This is a genomic window from Janibacter sp. YB324 (assembly GCF_014217915.1).
Classification (GTDB): domain Bacteria; phylum Actinomycetota; class Actinomycetes; order Actinomycetales; family Dermatophilaceae; genus Janibacter; species Janibacter indicus.
In genome coordinates, this window is sequence record NZ_CP060120.1 from 1,627,745 (window position 1) to 1,648,426 (window position 20,682).

Annotated in this window: 27 protein-coding genes; 15 read left to right on the plus strand and 12 right to left on the minus strand. The window is 70.7% G+C overall.

Annotation, left to right across the window (positions count from 1 at the left end; all coding sequences use genetic code 11):
- Positions 1–26: 26 nt before the first annotated feature.
- The 3 genes from H7A72_RS07835 to H7A72_RS17145 all read right to left on the minus strand — a co-directional run bounded on the left by H7A72_RS07835 (position 27) and on the right by H7A72_RS17145 (position 2,622).
- On the minus strand, positions 27–1,037 hold the full coding sequence (locus H7A72_RS07835; protein WP_185222187.1) for a TerC/Alx family metal homeostasis membrane protein: 1,011 nt from the start codon (positions 1,035–1,037) through the stop codon (positions 27–29).
- Between the two features lie 174 nt (positions 1,038–1,211).
- Positions 1,212–1,589: a hypothetical protein gene (locus tag H7A72_RS17140; protein WP_185222188.1), complete on the minus strand. Its 378-nt coding sequence runs from the start codon at positions 1,587–1,589 to the stop codon at positions 1,212–1,214.
- Positions 1,570–2,622, minus strand: coding sequence for an FAD-dependent oxidoreductase (locus H7A72_RS17145; RefSeq protein WP_185222189.1), 1,053 nt, complete (start codon positions 2,620–2,622; stop codon positions 1,570–1,572). Before H7A72_RS17145 ends, H7A72_RS17140 begins: the two co-directional genes overlap by 20 nt.
- Positions 2,623–2,793: 171 nt before the next feature.
- On the opposite strand from H7A72_RS17145, the gene H7A72_RS07850 reads away from it, so the two are divergent.
- The 3 genes from H7A72_RS07850 to H7A72_RS07860 are packed head-to-tail and all read left to right on the plus strand — an operon-like array spanning position 2,794 to position 3,748.
- Positions 2,794–3,123, plus strand: a complete 330-nt coding sequence (locus H7A72_RS07850; protein WP_084451932.1) for a single-stranded DNA-binding protein — start codon at positions 2,794–2,796, stop codon at positions 3,121–3,123.
- A 20-nt stretch (positions 3,124–3,143) separates the two neighbouring features.
- Positions 3,144–3,353 carry a type II toxin-antitoxin system VapB family antitoxin gene (locus H7A72_RS07855; RefSeq protein ID WP_185222190.1) on the plus strand — a complete coding sequence of 70 codons (210 nt, stop codon included), beginning with the start codon at positions 3,144–3,146 and terminating at the stop codon, positions 3,351–3,353.
- Positions 3,350–3,748: a PIN domain nuclease gene (locus H7A72_RS07860; protein ID WP_072624583.1), complete on the plus strand. Its 399-nt coding sequence runs from the start codon at positions 3,350–3,352 to the stop codon at positions 3,746–3,748. The genes H7A72_RS07855 and H7A72_RS07860 overlap by 4 nt, the downstream gene beginning before the upstream one ends.
- A gap of 19 nt (positions 3,749–3,767) precedes the next feature.
- On the opposite strand, the gene H7A72_RS07865 is transcribed toward H7A72_RS07860, so the two are convergent.
- Positions 3,768–4,133: a hypothetical protein gene (locus H7A72_RS07865; protein WP_185222191.1), complete on the minus strand. Its 366-nt coding sequence runs from the start codon at positions 4,131–4,133 to the stop codon at positions 3,768–3,770.
- A 103-nt stretch (positions 4,134–4,236) separates the two neighbouring features.
- On the opposite strand from H7A72_RS07865, the gene H7A72_RS07870 reads away from it, so the two are divergent.
- The 4 genes from H7A72_RS07870 to H7A72_RS07885 all read left to right on the plus strand — a co-directional run bounded on the left by H7A72_RS07870 (position 4,237) and on the right by H7A72_RS07885 (position 6,448).
- A complete protein-coding gene (locus tag H7A72_RS07870; protein WP_185222192.1) occupies positions 4,237–5,157 on the plus strand; it encodes a dihydrodipicolinate synthase family protein in 921 nt (306 codons plus the stop codon).
- Positions 5,154–5,678, plus strand: a complete 525-nt coding sequence (locus tag H7A72_RS07875; RefSeq protein WP_072624586.1) for a putative immunity protein — start codon at positions 5,154–5,156, stop codon at positions 5,676–5,678. The genes H7A72_RS07870 and H7A72_RS07875 overlap by 4 nt, the downstream gene beginning before the upstream one ends.
- Positions 5,679–5,752: 74 nt before the next feature.
- Positions 5,753–5,998: a hypothetical protein gene (locus H7A72_RS07880; protein WP_185222193.1), complete on the plus strand. Its 246-nt coding sequence runs from the start codon at positions 5,753–5,755 to the stop codon at positions 5,996–5,998.
- Between the two features lie 9 nt (positions 5,999–6,007).
- Positions 6,008–6,448, plus strand: coding sequence for a hypothetical protein (locus tag H7A72_RS07885; protein WP_185222194.1), 441 nt, complete (start codon positions 6,008–6,010; stop codon positions 6,446–6,448).
- A gap of 94 nt (positions 6,449–6,542) precedes the next feature.
- Here the strand turns inward: H7A72_RS07885 and H7A72_RS07890 are convergent, their stop codons facing one another.
- Positions 6,543–7,088 (minus strand): hypothetical protein, encoded by a 546-nt coding sequence (locus tag H7A72_RS07890; protein ID WP_185222195.1) that lies wholly within the window; start codon positions 7,086–7,088, stop codon positions 6,543–6,545.
- Positions 7,089–7,244: 156 nt separating this feature from the next.
- On the minus strand, positions 7,245–8,315 hold the full coding sequence (locus H7A72_RS07895) for an aromatic acid exporter family protein (protein ID WP_185222196.1): 1,071 nt from the start codon (positions 8,313–8,315) through the stop codon (positions 7,245–7,247).
- Between the two features lie 58 nt (positions 8,316–8,373).
- Here H7A72_RS07895 and H7A72_RS07900 point away from each other — a divergent pair, with 58 nt between their 5' ends.
- From H7A72_RS07900 to H7A72_RS07915, 4 genes are all read left to right on the plus strand, one after another.
- Positions 8,374–8,844 carry a hypothetical protein gene (locus tag H7A72_RS07900; RefSeq protein ID WP_223277853.1) on the plus strand — a complete coding sequence of 157 codons (471 nt, stop codon included), beginning with the start codon at positions 8,374–8,376 and terminating at the stop codon, positions 8,842–8,844.
- Positions 8,845–8,856: 12 nt separating this feature from the next.
- On the plus strand, positions 8,857–9,303 hold the full coding sequence (gene arfB, locus H7A72_RS07905) for an alternative ribosome rescue aminoacyl-tRNA hydrolase ArfB (RefSeq protein ID WP_185222197.1): 447 nt from the start codon (positions 8,857–8,859) through the stop codon (positions 9,301–9,303).
- Positions 9,304–9,409: 106 nt separating this feature from the next.
- Positions 9,410–10,786 carry an APC family permease gene (locus H7A72_RS07910; protein ID WP_185222198.1) on the plus strand — a complete coding sequence of 459 codons (1,377 nt, stop codon included), beginning with the start codon at positions 9,410–9,412 and terminating at the stop codon, positions 10,784–10,786.
- Position 10,787: 1 nt separating this feature from the next.
- Complete coding sequence (locus tag H7A72_RS07915) at positions 10,788–11,267, plus strand: universal stress protein (protein ID WP_185222199.1); 480 nt, start codon at positions 10,788–10,790, stop codon at positions 11,265–11,267.
- Between the two features lie 53 nt (positions 11,268–11,320).
- On the opposite strand, the gene H7A72_RS07920 is transcribed toward H7A72_RS07915, so the two are convergent.
- Positions 11,321–11,902, minus strand: a complete 582-nt coding sequence (locus H7A72_RS07920; protein WP_185222200.1) for a hypothetical protein — start codon at positions 11,900–11,902, stop codon at positions 11,321–11,323.
- Between the two features lie 125 nt (positions 11,903–12,027).
- On the opposite strand from H7A72_RS07920, the gene H7A72_RS07925 reads away from it, so the two are divergent.
- Positions 12,028–12,861 (plus strand): NYN domain-containing protein, encoded by an 834-nt coding sequence (locus tag H7A72_RS07925; RefSeq protein WP_072624599.1) that lies wholly within the window; start codon positions 12,028–12,030, stop codon positions 12,859–12,861.
- Between the two features lie 98 nt (positions 12,862–12,959).
- The gene (locus H7A72_RS07930; protein WP_072624600.1) at positions 12,960–14,327 is read left to right on the plus strand and encodes a M15 family metallopeptidase; all 1,368 of its coding nucleotides are present in this window, start codon (positions 12,960–12,962) and stop codon (positions 14,325–14,327) included.
- On the opposite strand, the gene H7A72_RS07935 is transcribed toward H7A72_RS07930, so the two are convergent.
- A complete protein-coding gene (locus H7A72_RS07935) occupies positions 14,328–15,686 on the minus strand; it encodes an MFS transporter (protein ID WP_223277855.1) in 1,359 nt (452 codons plus the stop codon). It lies immediately after the preceding gene.
- A gap of 252 nt (positions 15,687–15,938) precedes the next feature.
- Here H7A72_RS07935 and H7A72_RS07940 point away from each other — a divergent pair, with 252 nt between their 5' ends.
- Positions 15,939–16,295 carry an RNA polymerase-binding protein RbpA gene (locus H7A72_RS07940; RefSeq protein ID WP_185222201.1) on the plus strand — a complete coding sequence of 119 codons (357 nt, stop codon included), beginning with the start codon at positions 15,939–15,941 and terminating at the stop codon, positions 16,293–16,295.
- Between the two features lie 110 nt (positions 16,296–16,405).
- On the opposite strand, the gene H7A72_RS07945 is transcribed toward H7A72_RS07940, so the two are convergent.
- The 4 genes from H7A72_RS07945 to H7A72_RS07960 are packed head-to-tail and all read right to left on the minus strand — an operon-like array spanning position 16,406 to position 19,704.
- On the minus strand, positions 16,406–16,939 hold the full coding sequence (locus H7A72_RS07945) for an FxsA family protein (protein WP_185222202.1): 534 nt from the start codon (positions 16,937–16,939) through the stop codon (positions 16,406–16,408).
- The gene (locus tag H7A72_RS07950; protein ID WP_223277857.1) at positions 16,924–17,712 is read right to left on the minus strand and encodes a polyprenol monophosphomannose synthase; all 789 of its coding nucleotides are present in this window, start codon (positions 17,710–17,712) and stop codon (positions 16,924–16,926) included. Before H7A72_RS07950 ends, H7A72_RS07945 begins: the two co-directional genes overlap by 16 nt.
- Entirely contained in the window at positions 17,705–19,291 is a 1,587-nt protein-coding gene (gene lnt / locus H7A72_RS07955) for an apolipoprotein N-acyltransferase (RefSeq protein WP_223277860.1), read from the minus strand. Before lnt ends, H7A72_RS07950 begins: the two co-directional genes overlap by 8 nt.
- The gene (locus H7A72_RS07960; RefSeq protein WP_072624604.1) at positions 19,282–19,704 is read right to left on the minus strand and encodes an Lrp/AsnC family transcriptional regulator; all 423 of its coding nucleotides are present in this window, start codon (positions 19,702–19,704) and stop codon (positions 19,282–19,284) included. Before H7A72_RS07960 ends, lnt begins: the two co-directional genes overlap by 10 nt.
- A 35-nt stretch (positions 19,705–19,739) precedes the next feature.
- Here H7A72_RS07960 and H7A72_RS07965 point away from each other — a divergent pair, with 35 nt between their 5' ends.
- Positions 19,740–20,672, plus strand: a complete 933-nt coding sequence (locus tag H7A72_RS07965) for a 5'-3' exonuclease (protein ID WP_072624605.1) — start codon at positions 19,740–19,742, stop codon at positions 20,670–20,672.
- Positions 20,673–20,682: the final 10 nt, after the last annotated feature.

The following is a 20,682-nucleotide window of genomic DNA, read 5'->3' on the forward strand; positions in this document are numbered from 1 at the left end:
CCGGTGCGGGAGATCAGCCGCGACGCTCAGACGTCGACCTTCTCGTGGTCGTCGTCGCGGACGTCCGCCCGGTCGAGCGAGCGCATCCGCCACAGCGATGCGACCACGGCCACGACCATCGACACGAGGATGACCACGAGCGAGTGCCAGGTCTCGATGTGCGGCACCCACGTGATCGGCTCGCCGCCGTTGATCCAGCTCACCTCGTTGGCCTCCATGGCGTGCAGGACGAGCTTGACGCCGATGAACCCCAGGATCGCGGCGATGCCGTAGTGGAGGTAGACGAGGCGCTCGAGCAGCCCGCCGAGGAGGAAGTACAGCTGGCGCAGACCCATGAGCGCGAAGATGTTGCACGCGAAGACGAGGAAGGGGTCGGTGGTCACCGAGAAGATCGCCGGGATCGAGTCGATGGCGAAGACGAGGTCGACGGTGCCCAGCGCAAGGATCACCAGGACGAAGGGGGTGAAGAAGCGCACCCCGTCCTTGCGCACGACGGCCTTGGCCCCGTGCCACTCGTCGGTGAAGTTCAGGCGGCGCTTGAGGGTGCGGATGGCGAGGTTGTCGGGGGCGCCCCCTTCGTCGTCGTGGCCGAAGGCCTGCTTCCAGGCGACGTACACGAGGTAGGCGCCGAAGAGGTAGAAGACCCAGGCGAAGGACTCGATGACCTGCACGCCGACGAGGATGAAGATGCCTCGCAGGACGATGGCGATGAGGATGCCGATCATCAGCACCCGCTGCTGGAGCGCGTGCGGCACCGCGAAGCTGCCCAGCAGGATGATGAAGACGAAGAGGTTGTCGATCGAGAGCGAGTACTCCAGCAGCCAACCGGTGAGGAACTCGCCGGAGCGTTGGGTGTCGCCCATGGCGAAGAGCACGCCGGCGAAGACCAGGGCGAGGGAGACGTAGACGGCGACCCAAGCGCTCGACTCCTTCATCGACGGCACGTGGGGACGCTTGATGACCAGGAGCAGGTCGAGGATCAGGATCGCGCTGAGCACCGTCAGCGAAGCGATCTCGAAGATCTGGTATGCGGACACGGAAGAACCCTTCGGGGTTGGGGACGGCGGACAACTCCGCGAACGTCTCTCCCGCGCTGTGCGCGCCTCCACGACCGGGAGCCGAGGCTCCGTAGTGACGATCGTGGCGTGCCGGGATACTCCCCTTCGCCGGTCGCAGAGTACCTGCGGAGAGCGCCACGACGAAATCGGGCGTCAGAGGATCGTGCCGTCCGGGTCGTAGGTGGCCCGGACCTGCGTGTGCCGGGTCGCGTTGCCGGAGAGGTACTCCCGCTGGGGCCGGCCGGCCTCGAGATAGCCCAGGTAGCCACCCGAGCTGCGTGTTCCCATGAGGTCGTGGGCGTGGGCGATCCACGAGCGGGCGCGGCTGTAGTGGGTCGACGTGGCGCTCGTGGGCAGGCCGACGTACCACTGGACGCTGGCGGTGTGGTTGCGCCACGGGAAGGGCGTGGCCGTCGCCCACGGTGAGCCCACTGCGCCGTCGAGCGGGTCGAGGATCGCCGAGGCGGCCAGGCCCCGAGAGGCTGCCGAGCGCATGGCGGAGACGACGACCTCAGCCGTGCCGCTCGTCATGACCCGCACGATGTCGGAGCCGGCGACGAAGCGGGTGCGGGGCGTCGTCGACCCGCCGCCGAGGTAGCGGATGGCGTCGAGGTGGGCACGTGACGTCGTACTCGTGCGGGTGGGGGTGATGCCGATGGCGCGGCGAAGGGAGAGCGCCCGGGAGTCCTGCCGTCCGGCGGGGCAGACGCCGAAGACCCGCACGGACAGCGACGACCCGGCGGTGTCGACGTGTGCATTGGCCCAGGTGTCGCTCGGCTGCTCGGCGACCCACTCCGCCCACCGGCGCACCACGGTGGCGGCCGACGACGCGGGGAAGCTCAGCGAGAAGAAGCCCATCGATGTCGCCGGGATGGTCCGGTAGGTGAAGGACGTGACGAGGGCCGCGCCGGAGCCGCCGCCGCGCAGCGCCCAGTAGAGGTCCGCGTCGTGGGAGGCGTCGACGGTGCGGATCCGACCGCGGCCGTCGACGACGGTGGCACGGACGAGGCGGTCCGCGGTCAGGCCGTAGCGCCGGCTGTCGACGCCGAGTCCCCCCCGCCAGGGTGAGCCCGGCGGTGCCGACCGTGGGGCAGGTGCCGGTGGGGATCGAGCGCCCTTGTGCGGCAAGGGCCTCGTGGACGGAGTAGAGGCCGGCGCCCGCCCCGACGGTCGTCTGGGTCCGGTCCGGTGTGAGGTCGACCGACCGCAGGCTGCGGGTGTCGACGACGAGGGCGCCGGTCGTGGCCGAGGCACCGACGTAGGAGTGCCCCCCGGAGCGACCGGTGACCCGCAGCCCGTGGTCTCGGGCGAAGCCCACGCAGGTGGCGACGTCGCGGGTGGACAGCACCCGGGCCACGGCGGCTGGACGCCGGAAGTCCCAGTGCGGGTCGAAGAGCGGGGCGCGGCTGCGGTAGTCGGAGGTGCCCGGCAGGGACACGCTCCCGCGGAGGGCCGCATTCAGGTCTGCCCAGTCACCGGGGCTCGGTCCGGCCGACGCTCCCTGAGCGGTGACGAGGGGGAGCGCGGCCCCCGCGCCGAGGACGGTACGGCGTGTGATCTCCATGCCTCGTCAGACGTCTGGGCGCGCCGAGTGGTTGTCGTCGTCATCCCTTCGTGACCTGCGCTCGTCCCCACACGACGACGCACGTCTGTGCCCGTCCACAGGTCCGGGTGCGACACCTCGGTCGGCCGCTCGCTGGGCCACGGTGGACGGACACACGACGAGGGGAGTGCCATGAGCGGGTCGACGACCGAGGCGATCGAGGAGACCAACGAGGTCGCGCTGACCGGGCGGCTGAGTGGTGAGGCGAGCATCCGCGAGCTGCCGAGCGGGGACGAGCTGGTGACGTGGCGGGTCGTCGTCGCGCGGGGAGAGGGCGAGCCGGTCGACACGATCGACCTGGCCTGCTGGACCGCCGGCACGCGTCGGGCGGCGCGGCGGCTGGCCGACGGTGATCGCGTCCGGGTCGAAGGGAGCCTGCGGCGCCGCTTCTTCCGCACCCCGGCCGGGGCGGCCAGCCGCTACGAGGTCGAGGTCCGGCGGCTGGTCAGGGACCGCAGATGATCGAGGTGTATCCTTGGTGTATGGGTCGCACCAACATCGAGATCGACGACGACCTCATCGCCGAGGCCATGCGTCGCTACGGTCTGGCGACCAAGCGTGAGGCGGTCGACTTCGCCCTGCGACGTCTCGTGGGGCCGGTCATGACCCGCGAGGAGATGCTGGCGATGGAGGGCAGCGGCTGGGAGGGCGACCTCGATCAGCTGAGGGGCGACCCGGTGGAGCCGGTGTGACGCTCGTCGACACCTCCGTGTGGGTCGAGTACCTGCGCGGCACCGACTCGCCCTCCACCCGATATGTGCGGGAGCGTCTCGGCAGCGACCTGTTCACCACCGAGCCCGTGCTCATGGAGCTGCTGGCCGGGGCTCGTCATGGGGCGTCGACGGCTCGCCTCGAGCGGCTGCTCCTCAGCCAGAGCTGGGCGCGCCTGAAGCCCGCGCTCGACCATCGCGGTGCGGTTGACGTCTTCCACGCCTGCCGTTCCGACGGGCGCCCGATCCGGTCGATCAACGATTGCCTCATCGCTGCCATCGCCTTGCGCGTCGACATCGCCGTCGCCCATCGTGACTCCGACTTCGAGCACATCGCAGCGGTCACCGGCCTCACCGTCGTCGACCTGCGCGGCTGACCGAGACCCTGCCAGGGGCTCACGCAGCGGGGGAGTGGCGTGCGGTGAGCCACTGGTGCACGGCCCCGGGCGGCGGCTCCTCGACCATCGGCAGCCGGGCCGCTGCCGATGAGATGACCCCTGCCGGGGCCAGCGCGGCCTTCGCCGTCGCTGCGCCCGGTCTTGGTCGCATGAGGCCGAGAGCGCGCGGCATCAGTTCGTCATTGATCGAGCGCGCCTCATCGAGTCGTCCGGCCCGGAAGGCGGCGAGGTGCGGTTGCACGTCGCCGACGACTTCTCGACCCAGCTGGCACTCGTCGCCTCCAGCAACGTCCTGGCCCTCGTCCCGCGGCTGGCGCGGCCCGAGGTCCCGACGGCGTCGTCGTCCGCCGGCGTGCCACTGCACCCACCCGAGAGGTGCGCGCGGCCTGGCGGGCCAGCGCCCACGACAGCCAAGCCATCCGGGCCGTGCTGTCGCCGTGGCTGGACCCCGATGGTGGACTTGGGGCATGACCACGTCCCGCCTCCTCATCGGGCTCAGCGCCTTCCCGCTCACGCCGATCGCCGACGACGCCGTCGACGAGCGGGCCTTCGTCCGGATCGTCGAGCGCCTCGCCACGGCGGGCGTCGACAGCATCACGGCGCTGGGCTCGACCGGCAGCTACGCCTACCTCGACCGTGACGAGCGCCGCCAGGCCGTCGAGCTCGCGGTGGCCGCGGCCGGTGAGGTTCCCGTCCTCGCAGGCATCGGCCATGTGCGCACGCGCGAGGTGCTGCGCCACGCCGACGACGCGCAGGCCGCCGGTGCCGCCGCGCTGCTGCTCGCGCCGGTCACCTACCAGGCCCTGACCGACGACGAGGTCCTCACGCTCTTCGCCGACGTCTCGTCGGCCGTCTCGGTGCCCGTCGTCGTCTACGACAATCCCGGTACGACCCACGTGAGCTTCAGCGACGAGTTGCACGCCCGCATCAGCCGGCTCCCGCACGTCGAGGCGATCAAGATCCCACCGGTCACCGGGGGAGTGGACGTGGTCAGGGCGAGGGTGGGCTCCCTTCGCTCCGCGGTCGCGCCCGGGGTGGCCATCGGCATCAGTGGCGACGCCGTGGCCGCGGATGCGCTGGTCGCGGGCTGCGACGCCTGGTACAGCGTCCTCGCCGGCACCCTGCCGGGGCCCTGCCGCGCGATCGTCGACGCGACGTCCGCCGGTGACGCGCAGGAGGCCCAGCGGATCTCGGGGCAGCTCGACCCGCTGTGGCGACTCTTCGGTGCCCACGGCAGCTATCGGGTCGTCGCCGCGCTCGCAGAGGAGCTCGGGGCCGTGGCCCACCCCTGCCTGCCCCGTCCCGTCATGCCTCTCGACGAAGGGGGTCGCGCCGACGTCCGCGCGGCGCTCGCCACCCTTCGTGAGGAAGGGCTGGTCGAGCAGTGATCCTGCCCCCGGTCCGTGACCCGCGGATGATCACCGTCCGTCGTGGCGGGACCCTCACGGACGACCACCACCAGCTGCTCGCGCGCTGGGCCGCCGACTGCGCCGAGCACGTCCTGCCGCTCTTCGAGGACGTGGCGCCCGAGGACCATCGGCCACGTGAGGCGATCGAGGCAGCCAGGGCCTGGGCGAGGGGCGAGATGCCGATGATGACCGCACGGGCACTCGGGGGCCATGCCATGGGGGCGGCGCGACCGCTCACGGGGGCCGCGCGTTTCGCCGCCTACGCCGCCGGGCAGGCGGCCTGTGTCGGCCATGTCGCCGAGCACGACCTCGGGGCCGCCGCCTACGCGATCAAGGCGGTCGTGGCCGACGCGCCCCCGGGTGGGGGAGAGGAGACCCGGCTGGCCGAGTGCTCGTGGCAGCGCCAGCGACTCCCCGACGCGGTCCGCGATCTGGTGCTCGACGACATGACGCGGCGCAACGAGATCTGCTGGTCGGTCTTCGACGTGGACGGTGCCTGACGACCATGACACCCGTGGGTGGTGTCGCGCGTGACTGGCGCGAGAGGCGGCGGTACCGTGGTCGAGGAAGGGATGTGATCCAGATGACACCCGAGATCCACGACCTCGGCTCCGACGTCGAGACGCGTCTGAGCGAGGTGGCCCGCAGCCACGGACGCACGATGGAGGCCGAAGCTGCCGGCATCCTCACCGCCATCACCCAGGGTCGGACCCACGACCCGGAGGCCGTGATCAACCTCTACACGGCCGCGCGACGCAAGGTCTCCAAGGAGGCGCTGGCCCCGCCGACGCAGGTCGACTTCACGCCTGACGGCTACTGATCCTGCCTGGTGCACTCCTTCGACGACCTGGTCGCCGAAGCGGTCGGCGTCGACGTCACGGGCTGGGGTTTTGACTGGCTCGACGGTCGGGCGACCGAGGAGCGCCCGCCGTGGAGTTATGTCAAATTGATCGAGGCTGCACTCGCCGCTTCGGATTCGGCCCTCGACATCGACACCGGCGGGGGAGAGGTGATCGACGAGGCCGGCGACCTTCCGTCGCGCTGGTCGTCACCGAGGCCTGGCCGCCCAATGCGCTCCGGGCACGTGATCGGTTGGGGCCGCGTGGTGCCGTCATCGTGCAGCCACGGTTCGTGGAGTGAGCTCACGCAGGACGAGCCCAACCATGTCATCGACGAGACACGCGAGTGGATCGAGCCGCATGGCTTCTGGTGCTGGTCGACACGATGCCTAGAACACGCATCGGTATGCCGCGCGGAGTGCTGGCGCTGAGCGGCGTATAGAGGGAGTGGCGAGTCGTTGACCCCACGCGTGACAGCGGGCGCTTCCCGGCCGAATAGACCCGGAGGCGGCCGCCGCGACTGGGTTATCGGCGGGGGAGCCGCTTGGTGGCCGTGGAGAAGTCCAACCCGTCTACTCCCGCGGCTAGTAGAGCGCCGACGACCCTGTCTGTGGCGAGGTACACCGGCACTTGCCGACCCGCCTTCCAGGCCCCGGAGACGAGTTCACTATTGCCCGTGACGTCTGCCACGAGCCCGTGATACCCCTCGATTTCTTGGCCGGCGGAGTCCTTGATGGCCACAGGGTAGGTGGACCACCCTGCGACGTCGAGCTTGTGGAGTTCGCGGATGAACCGGCTGGAGACGATGCCGATCGGCAAGCCCCCGAGCCAGAGGATGTCCCCGCGCCGGGTGCCCTCGCAGTCGGGGGACTGCTCGAAACAGACGTCGTAGGGCAGCGAGTCGCAGTGCCCATCTGCGATGACGTCAACGACGCGCTGCCCGTCGCCGGTCACCCAAGGCCCCAGCTCGGGCTTGCCGCGCCACTGAGGCTCGACCCACAGGTCCTTCTTCTCGGAGCGGGCTCGTAGTTCTGTCCAGTCGCCGGCGCTGCGTCGCTTGGGGAAGATCACTTGCCGCACCCGTGGTACTTCCTGTACTTCAAATGCATCTGCGTCCTCTGACTCCGGGCGTGGCCGTCCACCAGCGACCGTACTTTGGGTCGTTGATATTGACGCCACTCGGCGAAGAACTATGTGTCAAACGCCGATAATCCACATTATGTCAGTTCAGTCGGAGCTGCTCGAGTGGCCCTGCCCCCCACGACCGTCGGCGCCCAGCTCGTGCCGGATGCGCCGCAGGTCCTCCATGAGCGAACCCACGAGCACCCACCGCATCCCCTGCGGTGCACTCGTGTCGAGCGGCTCGGTCAGCGCGGGCGCGGTGTCCTCCAGCGCGTCCGACGTCCGCGGCACGGCCAGGCGCAGCTTCAGCCGGGTGTCGTGCGCGGCCCGCTGCAGCTCCTCGGAGATGCCGAGGACCAGGGGTTCCTCCCGGACGCCCTCGTCGTAGTGGTCGACGTAGGCCCGGGTCATCCCCCGCACCTGGGTACCGACCCTGGTGAGCATGTCGAGCGTGTCGCGCAGCGCCCCGAGCTCTCCGCGGTAGCGAGCGGCGCGCGGGTTGAGCAGCAGCGAGTCCTCCGCCGCGTCGATGGCCTCCGTCGCCTCGTCGCGAAGGGGGTGCAGCCGTCGGGCGTCGTGGAGCAGGAGCAGGCGGCCAGGTCGCGTCTTGCGGGAGACGAGCGCATCGGCCAGACGTTCGAGGGCTTCTGCCGTCTCCTCCCCCAGCAGATCGAGCGCCGTACGCGCCGGCGCCAGCGCGACCGGAGGGACGAGCAGCAGGTGCACGACGATGCCGATGACGGCGCCGATCATCGTCTCGACGATGCGGATCGTGGCGTAGTCCGGTGTCGATGCTCCGAGGGTGAGGACGAGCAGCGCGGTGATCGCGATCTGGATCCCCGATCCGCTCGTCAGCCGCAGCGCCCACGACAGCACGAGTGCCGCGCTCACCGCGAGCAGCACCACCCACGACGACGTCCCGAGCACGACCCCCATGCCGGTCGCCAGGAAGACGCCGGCCACCACGCCGACGCTGCGCTCGACCCCCTTCGTCAGGGACTGGTTGAGACTCGGCTGCACGACGAGCATCGCGGCGATCGCCCCGAAGACCGGCGGTGGACCGTCGGTGATCAGCAGGTCGCAGACGATCCAGGCGACGATGGTCGCCAGGGCGGTCTTGGCGACCTGCAGGAGTGGGTCGCGTGCGGAGGCGCGCACGGCCGCGGTCAGGCGCATGGCCTCACCGTAGGCGGTCGGTGCGGGTCATCCGCGCTTGGCCACGAGCTCGACGGGCGTGCCAGCCCTGTCCGGCGGCCTCGTCGTCTCCGACATCGAGCACCCCACCGACCACTCGCCCGCCGACAACATCGACACGGCACGCACGACTGAGCGGGTCGGCTGCGACTACGCCCTGACCCATGTGCGCTACTTCGCCGCCTACGGCGCCGCCGTCCACCCCGGCCAGTGGCCGCCGCACATCCTCGCGAAGCTGGCCGCGACGGCCCAGTCCACCTCCGGCAACCGCCTGGCGCTCCGCACCGGCCTCATCGGCACGCCGGAGCAGGTGGCCGAGCGCATCGTCGAGCACAAGAAGGTCGGCATCGACCTCGTCCTCACGGGCTTCCTCCGCGTGCGCGAGGAGGTGGAGCGCTTCAGCCGTGAAGTCATCCCGCTGGTGCGAGAGCGCGAGCGCGACCTGCCGCTGGACCAGCGCACCGAGGGCCTCGTGCGGCTCGCGCGTGACCCGCACACCCGGTCGGAATGAGACCCTCGTGGGGTGAGCGAGCTGCGCGTGCCCCCCGGGCCCGGGATCCCCGCCGGCCTCGTCGTGCCCGCGGGCGACCTCACCGAGCAGTTCAGCAGGGCCGGCGGACCCGGCGGCCAAGGGGTCAACACGACCGATTCGCGCGTCCAGCTCTCCCTCGACCTCGCCACCACGAGCGCGCTGACCGACCGTCAGCGCGAGCGGGCGCTGGCGCGCCTGTCGACCCGTCTCGTGGGTACCACCCTCACCGTCGACGCGTCGGAGCACCGTGCGCAGCGACGCAACCGCAGTGCTGCACGTGAGCGGATGGCCGCGCTGCTGCGCGAGGCGCTGGCACCTCCTCCCCCTTCGCGTCGGGCCACGAAACCGACCCGAGGGTCGCAACGGCGGCGGCTGGCAGCCAAGACCCGGCGGGGCGAGATCAAGCGGGCCCGCTCACGACCGTCCGGCGACGACTGACGACACGCTGGGGACACCTTCCGTTTGACAGCGGGCCTCATCGGCTGTGGTGTGGATCACAGACGAAGCCGCCGCACCGGTGGCCGCTCACGAGGAAGGCCAAGGCATGTCCGTCGACACGACCGGACCGGAAGGCACACCAGCGGTCAACGAGGACTCCGAGCTCAAGCAAGGGGTCAGCGGTCGCCTCCTTTACTTCTACGTGCTCGGAGACGTCCTCGGATCCGGCATCTACGTCCTCATCGGCCTCGTCGCCGGCGCGGTGGGCGGCGCCTTCTGGGCCGCTTTCGCCGTCGGGGTCACGGTCGCCACGATCACCGGGCTCGCCTACGCGGAGCTGGTGACGAAGTACCCGCAGGCCGCAGGAGCCGCCCTCTACGTCAACAAGGCCTTCAAGAACAAGACCCTCACCTTTTTCATCACCTTCTGCATGTTGTCCGCGAGCTATGCGGCGGCTGGCTCCCTCGCTACCGGGTTCGCCCAGTACTTCGGCGAGGTGTGGGAGGCGGCGCCGGCGCTCGTCGTGGCCCTGGCCTTCATCGTCGCACTGGCGATCATCAACTTCATCGGCATCACCGAGTCGGTCGTCGCCAACATGATCATGACCTTCGTCGAGGTCACCGGCCTGATCATCGTGCTCGTCATCGGGGTCGTCGCGACCGCCCAGGGCAAGGTCGAGTTCGGGCGGATCACCGAGTTCTCGACCGACAGCAACCCTGCCCTCGGCCTGCTCGCGGGCGTGGCCCTGGCCTTCTTCGCGATGACGGGCTTCGAAAACGCGGCCAATCTCGCCGAGGAGACGCGCAACCCTCGCCGCGACTTCCCCCGAGCGCTCATCGGAGGCATGGCGACCGCCGGCGTCCTCTACGTCCTCATCGCCGTCACCGCCGCGGTCACCGTCCCCATCCAGCAGCTCGCCGAGTCCGACGCCGCGCTGCTCGAGGTCGTCAAGACGGGGATCCTGCCGCTCTCCGTGGCCGTGCTGACGATCATCTTCGCGATCATCGCGATGGTCGCGATCACCAACACCTGCCTCGTCTGCCTCGTGACGGAGTCCCGCATCCTCTACGGCATGGCGCGCGAGGACGTCGTCCCCGCCCCCTTCGCCACGGTGAGCAGTCGGCAGGTGCCGTGGCTGGCGATCCTCTTCTCCGTCGTCGTCATCGCCGCGCTGCTCGTCTCCGGAGCCGACCTGGCCCAGCTGGCCAATGTCACGGTCGTCTTCACGCTGCTGATCTACGCCCTCGTCATCGTCTCGGCGGTCAAGCTCGATCGTCATGACCGCACCGACGAGACTTTCAGGGCGCCACGGGTCCTGCTCGCGATCGGTGTCGTCGCCAACTTCCTCATCCTCGGCTACGTCATCTACGACGACCCCGGGTCGCTCCTGTACTGCGCGGCGCTGCTCGGCGTCGGCGTCGTCCTCTTCATCGCCGAGCGGCTGCTCGGCGGCGGCACCCCCACCACCGATCTGGAGAGCTGACATGCACGTGCTCATCGCCACCGACGGCTCCCGGCAGTCCCTACGGGCCGCCCGCCACTTCAAGTCCTTCGCGGACCCGGGCAAGGTCGAGCAGATCCTCGTCCTGGCGGTCACCAGGCCTCTGGCGAGCGTCTCCTTCGTCGACGAGATCTCGGCCGACGCCAAGGCCCCCAGGCAACTCACGGGGAGCTCCTTCAAGGCGGAGGCGGAGGCAGCGGTCGCGGTCATCGCCGGGGAGTTCGACGACTGGTCGGAGACGACCAGGGTGCGCACCCGGGTGCGCAGCGGCATGCCCTCCTCCGAGATCATCCGAGCGGCCAAGGTGTCGGGCATCGAGCTGATCGTCGTGGCCAGTGGCAGCCGCGGACTGACCGACAAGGTCTTCATCGGCAGCACGGCACAGCGGGTGCAGAGCACCGCTCCCTGCCCGGTGCTCGTCGTCCGCCCGGTCCCCCGACAGCGCCGCCGCACCAAGGCGTGAGTTCGGCTGGGGCACCGGTCGCTACTCGACGTGACCGGTGGCCCAGCCCTCGCTCAGGCCCCGAAGGTCGTCACGAGGACCGACGCGCTCGTCGGGGTCTTCCCTCCGAGCAACCCGGTGACCCGACCGGACCCGTTGCGGACGGTCAGGTCCGGGCCGAAGGAGTGCTCACCGCCGGGGTCGGCGGCATAGAAGCGCAGCGTGCTCTTCAGGGTGCGCGCCTTGCCCGAGCGCGCGGCGAAGGTCCCGCTCATGTTGGCCGAGCGACCCGTGCTCGAGACGTAGGCCGACGAGGCGGAGTTGCGCATCGGGGTCGTCGCCGCCAGCTCGCACCCGGCCGGGGCGGAACCCGTCGGGGGCACGGCGACCCCGCTGGCGCAGCGGAAGGACTCGATGTTGACGTAGTTCTGCTGGTTCTTGCCGAAGTCGGCGGTGGTGCCGCGCTTCATCAGCACGGACACCCGGTGGGTGGTGCCCGGGAAGCCGGCGAAGGCCCCGTCGTAGATGCCGACGTAGGTCATGGTCGACATCTGGGGCGGCGTCGAGGTGGTTTCGGCGGACACGGCGCTACCGGTCGCGACGGCGGCGGCAGCGATGGCGGACGAGAGGGCGATGGTGCGTCGGGACAGGCGCATGACAGGACTCCTGCGAAGAGAGGTGGGTGTGGCGGATCTGGCGCCCGATGTCACTCCCCCGGGCCCGTCGTCCGGCTGCAGTATGTCCCCCTTCGCGCTCCTGCACCAGAGGGTAGGTTGCGGGCATGGACGACCCCAGCAGCTCGACCCGCATCGCCGTCCTCATCGACTGCGACAACGTCTCCGCCAAGCACACCGCCGCGGTGCTCGAGGAGCTTGCGAAGTACGGCACCCCGACCGTCAAGCGGGCCTACGGCGACTGGACGACCTCGCAGCTCGGCGGGTGGAAGCCTGAGCTGCACCGCAATGCCATCCAGCCGGTCCAGCAGTTCGCCTACACCGTCGGCAAGAACTCCACCGACAGCGCGCTGATCATCGACGCGATGGACCTGCTGTGGCAGGGCAACGTCGAGGCCTTCGCGCTCGTCTCGTCCGACTCGGACTTCACCCGGCTGGCGACGCGACTGCGCGAGTCCGGCAAGCGGGTCTACGGACTCGGTCTGCGCAAGACCCCGGAGTCGCTGCGGCGTGCGGTCGACCAGTTCATCTTCCTTGAGCTGCTGCAGGAGCAGGCCCGTGACGACGACTCCGGCCAGGACGAAGGGAGGTCCCCCTCCCCTGCCGAGGACGGCGGCGAGCCCGAGACGACGATCAACCTTCAGTCCGCGCTGACCAAGGCGATCAACGCGACCTCGGGCGACGACGGCTGGAGCGCGCTCGGACTCGTCGGTCAGCACCTCAGCCGGGCGCACGCGGACTTCGACCCACGGACCTTCGGCCACCAGAAGCTCTCCAGCCTCGTCGAGGAGCAGCCCTACCTCGAGACCCGCGCCGAGGGCTCCCAGCGGCAGGTGCGTCTGCGCACCCGCGCCCGCAAGACCGCTCCCGCCAGCCGGTCGGCGAAGAAGGCGACGACCACGAAGACCACCTCGGGCAGGTCGGCGGCGTCCACCGACTGACCGCGAGCCCGCTCGACGAGGCCGCGGTCACGCGGACGTGTACGTGACGCCGCGGCGGGCCTAGGATGACCCGGGTCTGACCCTTCCCAGGAGAACTCATGCGATCTGGCATCCGCCGCCGCGGCGGCGCGACCAGCGCGGCCATCGCGCTGTGTCTGGCCACCGGTCTTGCCGCCTCGTCGGCGTCGGCCGAGCCTGTCGACCCCACGACTCCCGTGACCGAGACGGTCGAGCCGACCACGGCTCCCACGACCGAGCCCACCGACGACGGCACGGCCGCCGATCCCAGCACGGCCTGGTCGGTGGACGAGAGCTCTCCCGTGGGCGATGCCAACGACACCCCGCTCTCCTCCGGGGACCTCGAGGACCAGATCGCCGAGGCCGACCGCCTGACCGCCGACCTGGTCAAGAACAACAAGGACATCGCCGCTGCGGTGAAGTCGCTGAAGTCCTACTCGACCAAGGCCAACAGCCTGTTGCAGAAGAAGGCCAAGGCCCGCGACGAGTACACCGCCGCGAAGTCGGAGGCGGACACCGCGCAGCGCGAGCTCGACAAGTACCGCAACCGCCTGGCCAAGGGCCGCAAGGACCTGCGCAGCTGGGCCTTCGACACCTACACCCAGGCCGGGGGCTACAGCGACACGATGACGATGATCGGCACGCTGACCGACGGCTCGAAGACCTCGGGCGACTCGGCCGGTGACCTGAGCTATCTGACCGACGAGCGCATCCGCACCGTCGACCTGGTCCGCGAGGACACCGTCACCAAGGCGTCGTTGACGAAGAAGAAGGACAAGGCGCTCAAGAAGGCCGCGAGCGCCAAGCGACGTGCCGACCGGGCCAAGGAGCGCGCCGACGCGGTGCTCAAGGAGCGCAAGAGCGAGCTGGAGTCCCTGCGGCGCAAGCACGCCGAGGAGCTCAAGGAGGCCGGCCCGATCGTCAACGCCCTGATCAGCCAGCCCGACGACCGCGCCCAGGGGGCGAGCGACCGCCTGACCTCCGCGCTCAAGGAGCTTGGTCAGGACGTCAGCCAGTTCGAGGGGTCCAAGCCCTGCTCGACCAACATGGGCACCTACCCCAACGGCCAGATCCCCCCGAGCGGGCTGTGCCCGCTGCTCGGCGGGCCCGGCGAGTCGCTGCGCCCCGATGCCGCCGCGGCCTTCAACGCGATGAGCAAGGCCTACCAACGCGACACCGGCCACCTGCTGTGCATCACCGACAGCTACCGCTCCTACGCCGAGCAGGTCGTCACCAAGCAGCAGCGTGGCGGGTGGGCGGCCACACCGGGCAGGAGCAACCACGGTCTCGGCAAGGCGCTCGACCTGTGTGGTGGCGTCAACTCCTTCGGCCACCCCGCCCATGCGTGGATGCAGCAGAATGCGCCGCTCTACGGGTGGTTCCACCCGTCGTGGGCGGCCGCCGGCGGCTCGCTGCCCGAGCCCTGGCACTGGGAGTACGCCGGCTGATCAGGCCTGGTGCGAGCCGACCTGCTCCTGCGGGGTCTTGACCGGGATGAGCACTGCCAGGCCGGCCATGAGCACGACCGCGATCCCGAGGATCCCCCAGTACTGGGTGTTGTCGTCGCCGGTGATGACGGCACCGAGCCAGATGAAGAGGGCGAAGGCGGCCGGCGACAGGAAGGACACCACGCGCCCGGTCGTCGCGTAGAGGCCGAAGATCTCACCGGAGTGCCCCTCGGGGATGACCCGGGCGAGGAAGCTGCGGGAGGCCGCCTGGGCCGGACCGACGAAGGCGGTCATCGCCAGCCCGAGCGTCCAGAAGACCGTGGCCCCACCGTCGTGGAGCACGAAGATCGCCAGCCCGAGCCCGACGAGCGCCACGAGCGAGATGAGGATGACGCGCTTGGGCCCGAGGACGTCGTCGAGGAGGCCGAAGAGCATCGTGGCGACGCCGGCGACGATGTTGGCGGCGGCGCCGAAGATGATGACGTCCCCGGCAGACATACCGAAGGTCCCGGCGGCGAGCACGGCGCCGAAGGCGAAGACTCCCGCGAGGCCGTCGCGGAAGAGTGCCGAGGCACCGAGGAAGTAGACGGTGTGCGGCGAGCGAGCCCACAGGCTGCGAAGGGAGGCCCACACCAGTCGGTAGGACTCGGCGACCCCGACCCGCGGTGCCTTCTCCCGCGGCTTGTCCTTGAGCACGAAGAAGGTCGGCAGGGTGAAGAGCAGGATCCACAGGCCGCACACGACCATGGAGACCCGGATGTCCAGGCCGTCGGTGTCGGTGACGCCGAAGAGCCCGACCTCGGGCTGGATGAAGACGAAGTACAGCAGGAGCAGCACGAGGATGCCGCCGAGGTAGCCCATCCCCCAGCCGAAGCCGGAGACCCGACCCACGTTGCTCGGTGAGGCGACCTGCTCGATCGAGGCGTTGTAGTTGACGCTCGCGATCTCGGAGATGATCGAGCCGGCGCCCAGCAGGACCAGCCCGAGGACGAGGAAGCTCGGGTCCGGCTGGACGAGGAAGAGCGCGGCCGACACGGCCGCGAGCACCCAGGTCTGCACGCGCAGGTTGCGCACCGTCCGACCGGACCGGTCGGAGTTCTGCCCCAGGACCGGTGCCAGGAGCGCCACGAACAGCCCGGACAGGGCGGTCGCGATCGCCAGCGCCGTCGACGTGGTGTTGGTCGGACCGAAGCTCGAGCTGGTCAGGTAGACGGAGAAGACGAAAGTGGTGATGACGGTGTTGAAGGGCTGCGAGCCCCAGTCCCACATCGCCCAGCCGAGGATCCGGCCGAAGCCGCCCTGCGGCTCGGCTCGCAGCGCGGTCGTCGGCTCCACGGGGGGTGTCGTCACATCGGTCACGAGGCGAGGCTAACCGCCCCGAGCGCCTCGATGTGCGCGACACGGTGGGGAGGCGCTATCCTGTGGGGTCGCCCCAGGTTGCGCCGCGAGCCGACCGCCAGATCGGGCCCATCCGGAAGGCCCGCCGTGGGCCACGGCACCGCAACGACGCGAGCAGCCGGAACAGACGATGCTCATTGAGCGTTGTCATGTGACGAGGGGCCCGCGCGGCAGGGGCGCGGACATCGCGAGAGACACCAGGAGACTTGCAACATGGCAGAGCGCACGCTGCGCGGAACGCGCATGGTCAGCTTCAGCATGGAGACGACGGACAACGTCGTCCCGAGCGACCGTCAGATCACGACCTACGTCTGTGAGGACGGCCACCGCACCGAGCTGCCCTTCTCCGTCGAGGCCGACATCCCCGGCACCTGGGAGTGCCGCTGCGGCAAGCTCGGCAAGCTCCTCGACGGCCCCGAGCCGGAGCTCAAGCCGGCCAAGCACGTCCGCACCCACTGGGACATGCTGCTCGAGCGCCGCTCGATCCCCGAGCTCGAGGAGCTCCTCGAGGAGCGTCTGGAGCTCCTGCGAGCCTCCCGTGGCGAGAAGCCGCGCAAGCGCAGCGCCTGAGTCCCAGCACGACGAAGGCGCCGCACTGAGGAGCGAGCGCCAGCGAGCCTCGAAGGGGGCGGCCCACCGATCACGGTGGGCCGCCCCCTTCGTCATGTCGTGCGCACCCCTCAGTCGTCGACGATCTCGCCCTCGACGACGTCGTCGTCCCCACCGTCGTGGCGCCGCCGACGACGCACCCGCGCCTCCCCCGGGGCCACCGGCATCCCGGCGGCGAGCAGCCGCCGGGCGATGACGGCCTCGAGCCCGATGCGGGCCACCGGCCGGGTGAAGGGCAGCACGAGCACGAGGCCCAGCACGTCGGAGACGAAACCGGGCAGGGTGAGCAGCGCGCCCCCGAGGAAGACGAGGATCGCGTCGGCGATCTCGCGCGAGGGCATCTCGCCGCTGCGCAGGGCGACCCGCAGGGACTGCCAGGTCCGGCGCCCCTCGCGTCGCAGCAGCCACACGCCGAGCGCGGACAGCGCGACGAAGAGCAGGAGCGTCCAGCCGACGCCGATGAGTCGAGCGACGCCGTAGACCGCGAGCACCTCGACGACGAGCCACAGCACGATGGCCAGCGGCACCCAGGCCACCCGACGGCGGCGGCGCGGTGCGGGTCCGGGCCCCGTCGGCCCGGACCCGAAGATCACAACCGGTGCCATGTCGGCTCTCGATCGACCAGTCGGCGCAGCTGCTGGCACCGGTGGGCCAGGCCCCAGCGGGTGATCCGGGTCATCGACTCGCGCACGACGTCGCCGTCCATCTTGGAGTCGCCGATCTCTCGCTCGACGAAGGTGATCGGGACCTCGACCACGCGCAGCCCGGCACGCACCGTGCGGACCGTCAGGTCGGTCTGGAAGACGTAGCCGGCGCTCTCGACCTCGTCGAGGCCGATCGTGCGCAGGGTCTCGGCGCGGTAGACGCGGTAGCCGGCGGTCGCGTCGTTGACCGGCATGCCCAGGACGAGCTTGATGTACAGGTTGCCGGCCATCGAGATGGCCTTGCGGTCGGCGGGCCAGTTGACGATCTTGCCGCCGCGCACGTAGCGCGAGCCGATCACCAGGTCGGCGTCGGCCGCGACGTCGAGCATGTGCGACAGGTGCTCCGGGCGGTGGGAGCCGTCGGCGTCCATCTCGACGATGGCGTCGTAGCCGCGCTCGAGCGCCCACCGGAAGCCGGCGAGGTAGGCGGCACCGAGGCCCTCCTTGCCCTGGCGGTGGATCACCATGACCTGCGGGTCGGCTGCGGCCATGTCATCGGCGACCTCGCCGGTGCCGTCGGGAGAGTTGTCGTCGAGGACGACGACATCGGCGGCAGGCACCGACTCGCGGACCCGCTCGACGATGAGCGGCAGGTTGTCGCGCTCGTTGTAGGTCGGGATGAGCACCGCGACCCGCTCGATCGGCGGTCGCTGGGTGTGGGGCTGGTCAGGCACCGGTGGTGGCTTCCTCGGTCTGCTCGGTCGGGCTCGGGTCGGTCCGTGGCTCGCCTCCGACACTACCCGTCGCCCGGTGGCGCAGCCGCCACCCCACCGCGACGAGCAGGCCGAGGCCGCAGGCCCACTCCACCCACGGCCCGAGCCGGTCGGAGAGCGTCAAGCCGCTGCGCAGCACGACGTCGTCGACGGGCTGGGCGGCGGTGAAGAGCTCGGTGGTCGGCGTCGTGCTGCCGTCGGGGTTGACGAACCCGGAGACGCCGACGGTCGACACGTGGGCGACGCTGCGGCCGTGCTCGATGGCCCGGATCCGGGAGATCGCGTACTGCTGCGTGGACTCGGCCGTGTAGCCGAAGGTGGCGTTGTTGGTCTGCACGACGAGGAGGCTGGGGTCCCCCTTCGCCTCCGCGTCCTTGACGGCCGAACGCATCAGACCGTCGTAGGCCACCTCGAAGCAGATCGTCGGCACGGCGGAGAAGTCACCATCGCGGCCGGGGACGGTGAAGGCGGCGTTGCGGTCTCCCTTCGCGAAGCCGACCCGCACGAGGTCGACCTTGGAGCTGAAGAGCCGGTAGAAGTCGCGGTGGGGCACGTACTCGGCGAAGGGGACGGGGTGCTGCTTGACGTAGCGTTCCGGCTCCCCTCCCCCGGGCCGGTAGTACAGCGAGGCATTGGACACCGCCGGGGCCGGCTCGTCGAGGATCGCCCCGACGATGACCGGTACACCGGCCGCCTCGAGAGCCCGCTGCACCTGGGCTGCGGCGTCGGGGTTGCGCAGGGGGTCGATGTCGGAGGAGTTCTCCGGCCAGATGACCAGGTCGAGGTCGTCGTGCCGCTCGGCGAGGCGCTCGGTCCCGACGACGTGGTTGTCGAGGACCTTGCGACGCTCGGCGTTGAAGTCCAGGCCCGTCCGCGGCACGTTGCCCTGGACCAGCCCGACCCGGGCACTCGCGTCGCCGCTCGTCGGCACGGGCACGACGAAGGCGCCGGCCGTGGCCGCGACGGCCAGCCCGAGGGCCACCCACGGCGGGCGGCGGGTGACGACGACGAGGACGAGCGGTACCGCGACGAGGGCGACCGCGAGCGTGATGAGCGGCGCTCCCCCGACCGCGGCCCACCGGGCGAAGGGAGTGTCCGCCTGGCTGAAGGCGATGCGGGCCCACGGGAAGCCGCCGTAGGGCAGCGTGCCCCGCACCCACTCCTGGAGCACCCACATCACGGGGACGAGCAGCGCGGCCGGCAGCGGGTGCCCGCGGCGCAGCAGGGGCCGCTGCACCGCGGCGAGGACCGCGCCCATCGCGGCGACGTAGAGGGACTCGGTGACGGCCAGGGCCATCCACGGGAAGGTCCCGACGAAGATGCCCGACCAGCTGAGGGTGGGGACGAAGCAGCCGAGCCCCGCGACGAGCCCGAGCAGCGCACCCACGCGCGCGGTGACGTCCCACATGGCGATGCCGATGAGCGCCACCCCGACGACCGCCATGAGGGCCAGGTCGTGGTCCGGGAAGGAGAGCCACAGGCACAGGCCCCCGACGAGGGCCAGGGCCAGACGTACCGGGAGCCGCGAGATCACTCCCACGGCGTCGAGAGCACGACCGTCGTGCGGGTCGAGACGCCACCGCGGTTGCGGACCGTGGCCAGCAGCTCCTCGAGGTCCTGCGGGGTGCCCACCCGCACACGCAGGAGGTAGTTGGCGTCGCCGGCCACCGAGTAGCACGCGTCGATCTCGGGGATGTCGCGCAGGCGGTCGGGGATGTCGTCGGGCTCGCGCGGGTCGAGAGGCGTCACCGAGACGAAGGCGGTGAGCGGCGTGCCCACGGCGGAGGGGTCGACGACGGCCGCGTAGCCGGTGATGGCCCCGCGCTCCTCGAGGCGCCGCACCCGCTGGTGCACGGCAGAGGTCGACAACCCGATGGCCTTGCCCAGGTCGGTGTAGCTCATGCGTCCGTCCTCGCGCAGGAGGTCGATGATCCGTCGATCCGCCGCTTCCATGGATGAAGCATAAGCGAGAGCCGTAGGGTCAGGGCATGTCCGACTCGGCGCCCCGCCTGCTCCTGCTCGACTCCGCCTCCCTGTACTTCCGCGCCTTCTACGGCGTGCCGGCGAGGGCCGAGGTGCCGTCGGGCATCCCGACCAATGCCGTGGCCGGATTCCTCGACATGATCGCCACGCTCATCACCCGCTACCGCCCCACCCACGTCGTGGCGTGCTGGGACGACGACTGGCGGCCGCAGTGGCGGGTCGACGCGATCCCGACCTACAAGGCGCACCGCGTCGCCGACGACCCCGCGGAGGGCGAGGAGGTCCCCGACGAGCTCAGCCCGCAGGTGCCGGTCATCGCCGAGGCCCTCGCTGCCATTGGCATCCCCCGCATCGGCGCCGCCGGCTACGAGGCCGACGACGTCATCGGCACGCTCGCCATGGCGCACCGCGGGCAGATGCCGGTCGACGTCGTCACGGGCGACCGCGACCTCTTCCAGCTCGTCGACGACGCCTCGGGCACGCGGGTCATCTACACCGCCCGTGGTGGGGTGCGCGACCCCGACGTCGTGACCCAGACCTTCCTCGCGGACAAGTACGCCGTCGCCTCGGGTGACGCCTACGCCGACATGGCCGCGCTGCGCGGCGACACCAGCGACGGGCTGCCGGGGGTCAAGGGCATCGGCGACAAGACCGCGGCCGCGCTCATCGCGGACTTCGGATCTCTCGCCGGGGTGCGCGAGGCCGTCGCCTCCGGTGACCCCCGGATCAAGGGGGCGCGCCGCGCCAACCTCGAGGCCGCGAGCGACTACCTCGACGTCGCCCCGCTCGTGGTGCGGGTGGCCCACGACGTGCCGATCCCCGACGTCGACCTGCGCCTGCCGTCCGACATCGCCGACCCGGCCACGATGAGCCGGCTCGCGGTCGACCACGGCCTGACCTCCCCCTTCGACCGGATCGCGACCGCCCTGCGGGGCTGAGGCCGAAGGG

Excerpts from the sequence above, each read along its gene's own strand:
- H7A72_RS17140 (WP_185222188.1), bottom strand. The coding sequence starts at position 1,589 with ATGACGAGCGGCACGGCTGAGGTCGTCGTCTCCGCCATGCGCTCGGCA.
- H7A72_RS17145 (WP_185222189.1), bottom strand. The coding sequence starts at position 2,622 with ATGGAGATCACACGCCGTACCGTCCTCGGCGCGGGGGCCGCGCTCCCC.
- H7A72_RS07850 (WP_084451932.1), top strand. The coding sequence starts at position 2,794 with ATGAGCGGGTCGACGACCGAGGCGATCGAGGAGACCAACGAGGTCGCG.
- H7A72_RS07855 (WP_185222190.1), top strand. The coding sequence starts at position 3,144 with ATGGGTCGCACCAACATCGAGATCGACGACGACCTCATCGCCGAGGCC.
- H7A72_RS07870 (WP_185222192.1), top strand. The coding sequence starts at position 4,237 with ATGACCACGTCCCGCCTCCTCATCGGGCTCAGCGCCTTCCCGCTCACG.
- H7A72_RS07895 (WP_185222196.1), bottom strand. The coding sequence starts at position 8,315 with ATGCGCCTGACCGCGGCCGTGCGCGCCTCCGCACGCGACCCACTCCTG.
- H7A72_RS07910 (WP_185222198.1), top strand. The coding sequence starts at position 9,410 with ATGTCCGTCGACACGACCGGACCGGAAGGCACACCAGCGGTCAACGAG.
- H7A72_RS07915 (WP_185222199.1), top strand. The coding sequence starts at position 10,788 with ATGCACGTGCTCATCGCCACCGACGGCTCCCGGCAGTCCCTACGGGCC.
- H7A72_RS07920 (WP_185222200.1), bottom strand. The coding sequence starts at position 11,902 with ATGCGCCTGTCCCGACGCACCATCGCCCTCTCGTCCGCCATCGCTGCC.
- H7A72_RS07925 (WP_072624599.1), top strand. The coding sequence starts at position 12,028 with ATGGACGACCCCAGCAGCTCGACCCGCATCGCCGTCCTCATCGACTGC.
- H7A72_RS07930 (WP_072624600.1), top strand. The coding sequence starts at position 12,960 with ATGCGATCTGGCATCCGCCGCCGCGGCGGCGCGACCAGCGCGGCCATC.
- H7A72_RS07940 (WP_185222201.1), top strand. The coding sequence starts at position 15,939 with ATGGCAGAGCGCACGCTGCGCGGAACGCGCATGGTCAGCTTCAGCATG.
- H7A72_RS07945 (WP_185222202.1), bottom strand. The coding sequence starts at position 16,939 with ATGGCACCGGTTGTGATCTTCGGGTCCGGGCCGACGGGGCCCGGACCC.
- H7A72_RS07960 (WP_072624604.1), bottom strand. The coding sequence starts at position 19,704 with ATGGAAGCGGCGGATCGACGGATCATCGACCTCCTGCGCGAGGACGGA.
- H7A72_RS07965 (WP_072624605.1), top strand. The coding sequence starts at position 19,740 with ATGTCCGACTCGGCGCCCCGCCTGCTCCTGCTCGACTCCGCCTCCCTG.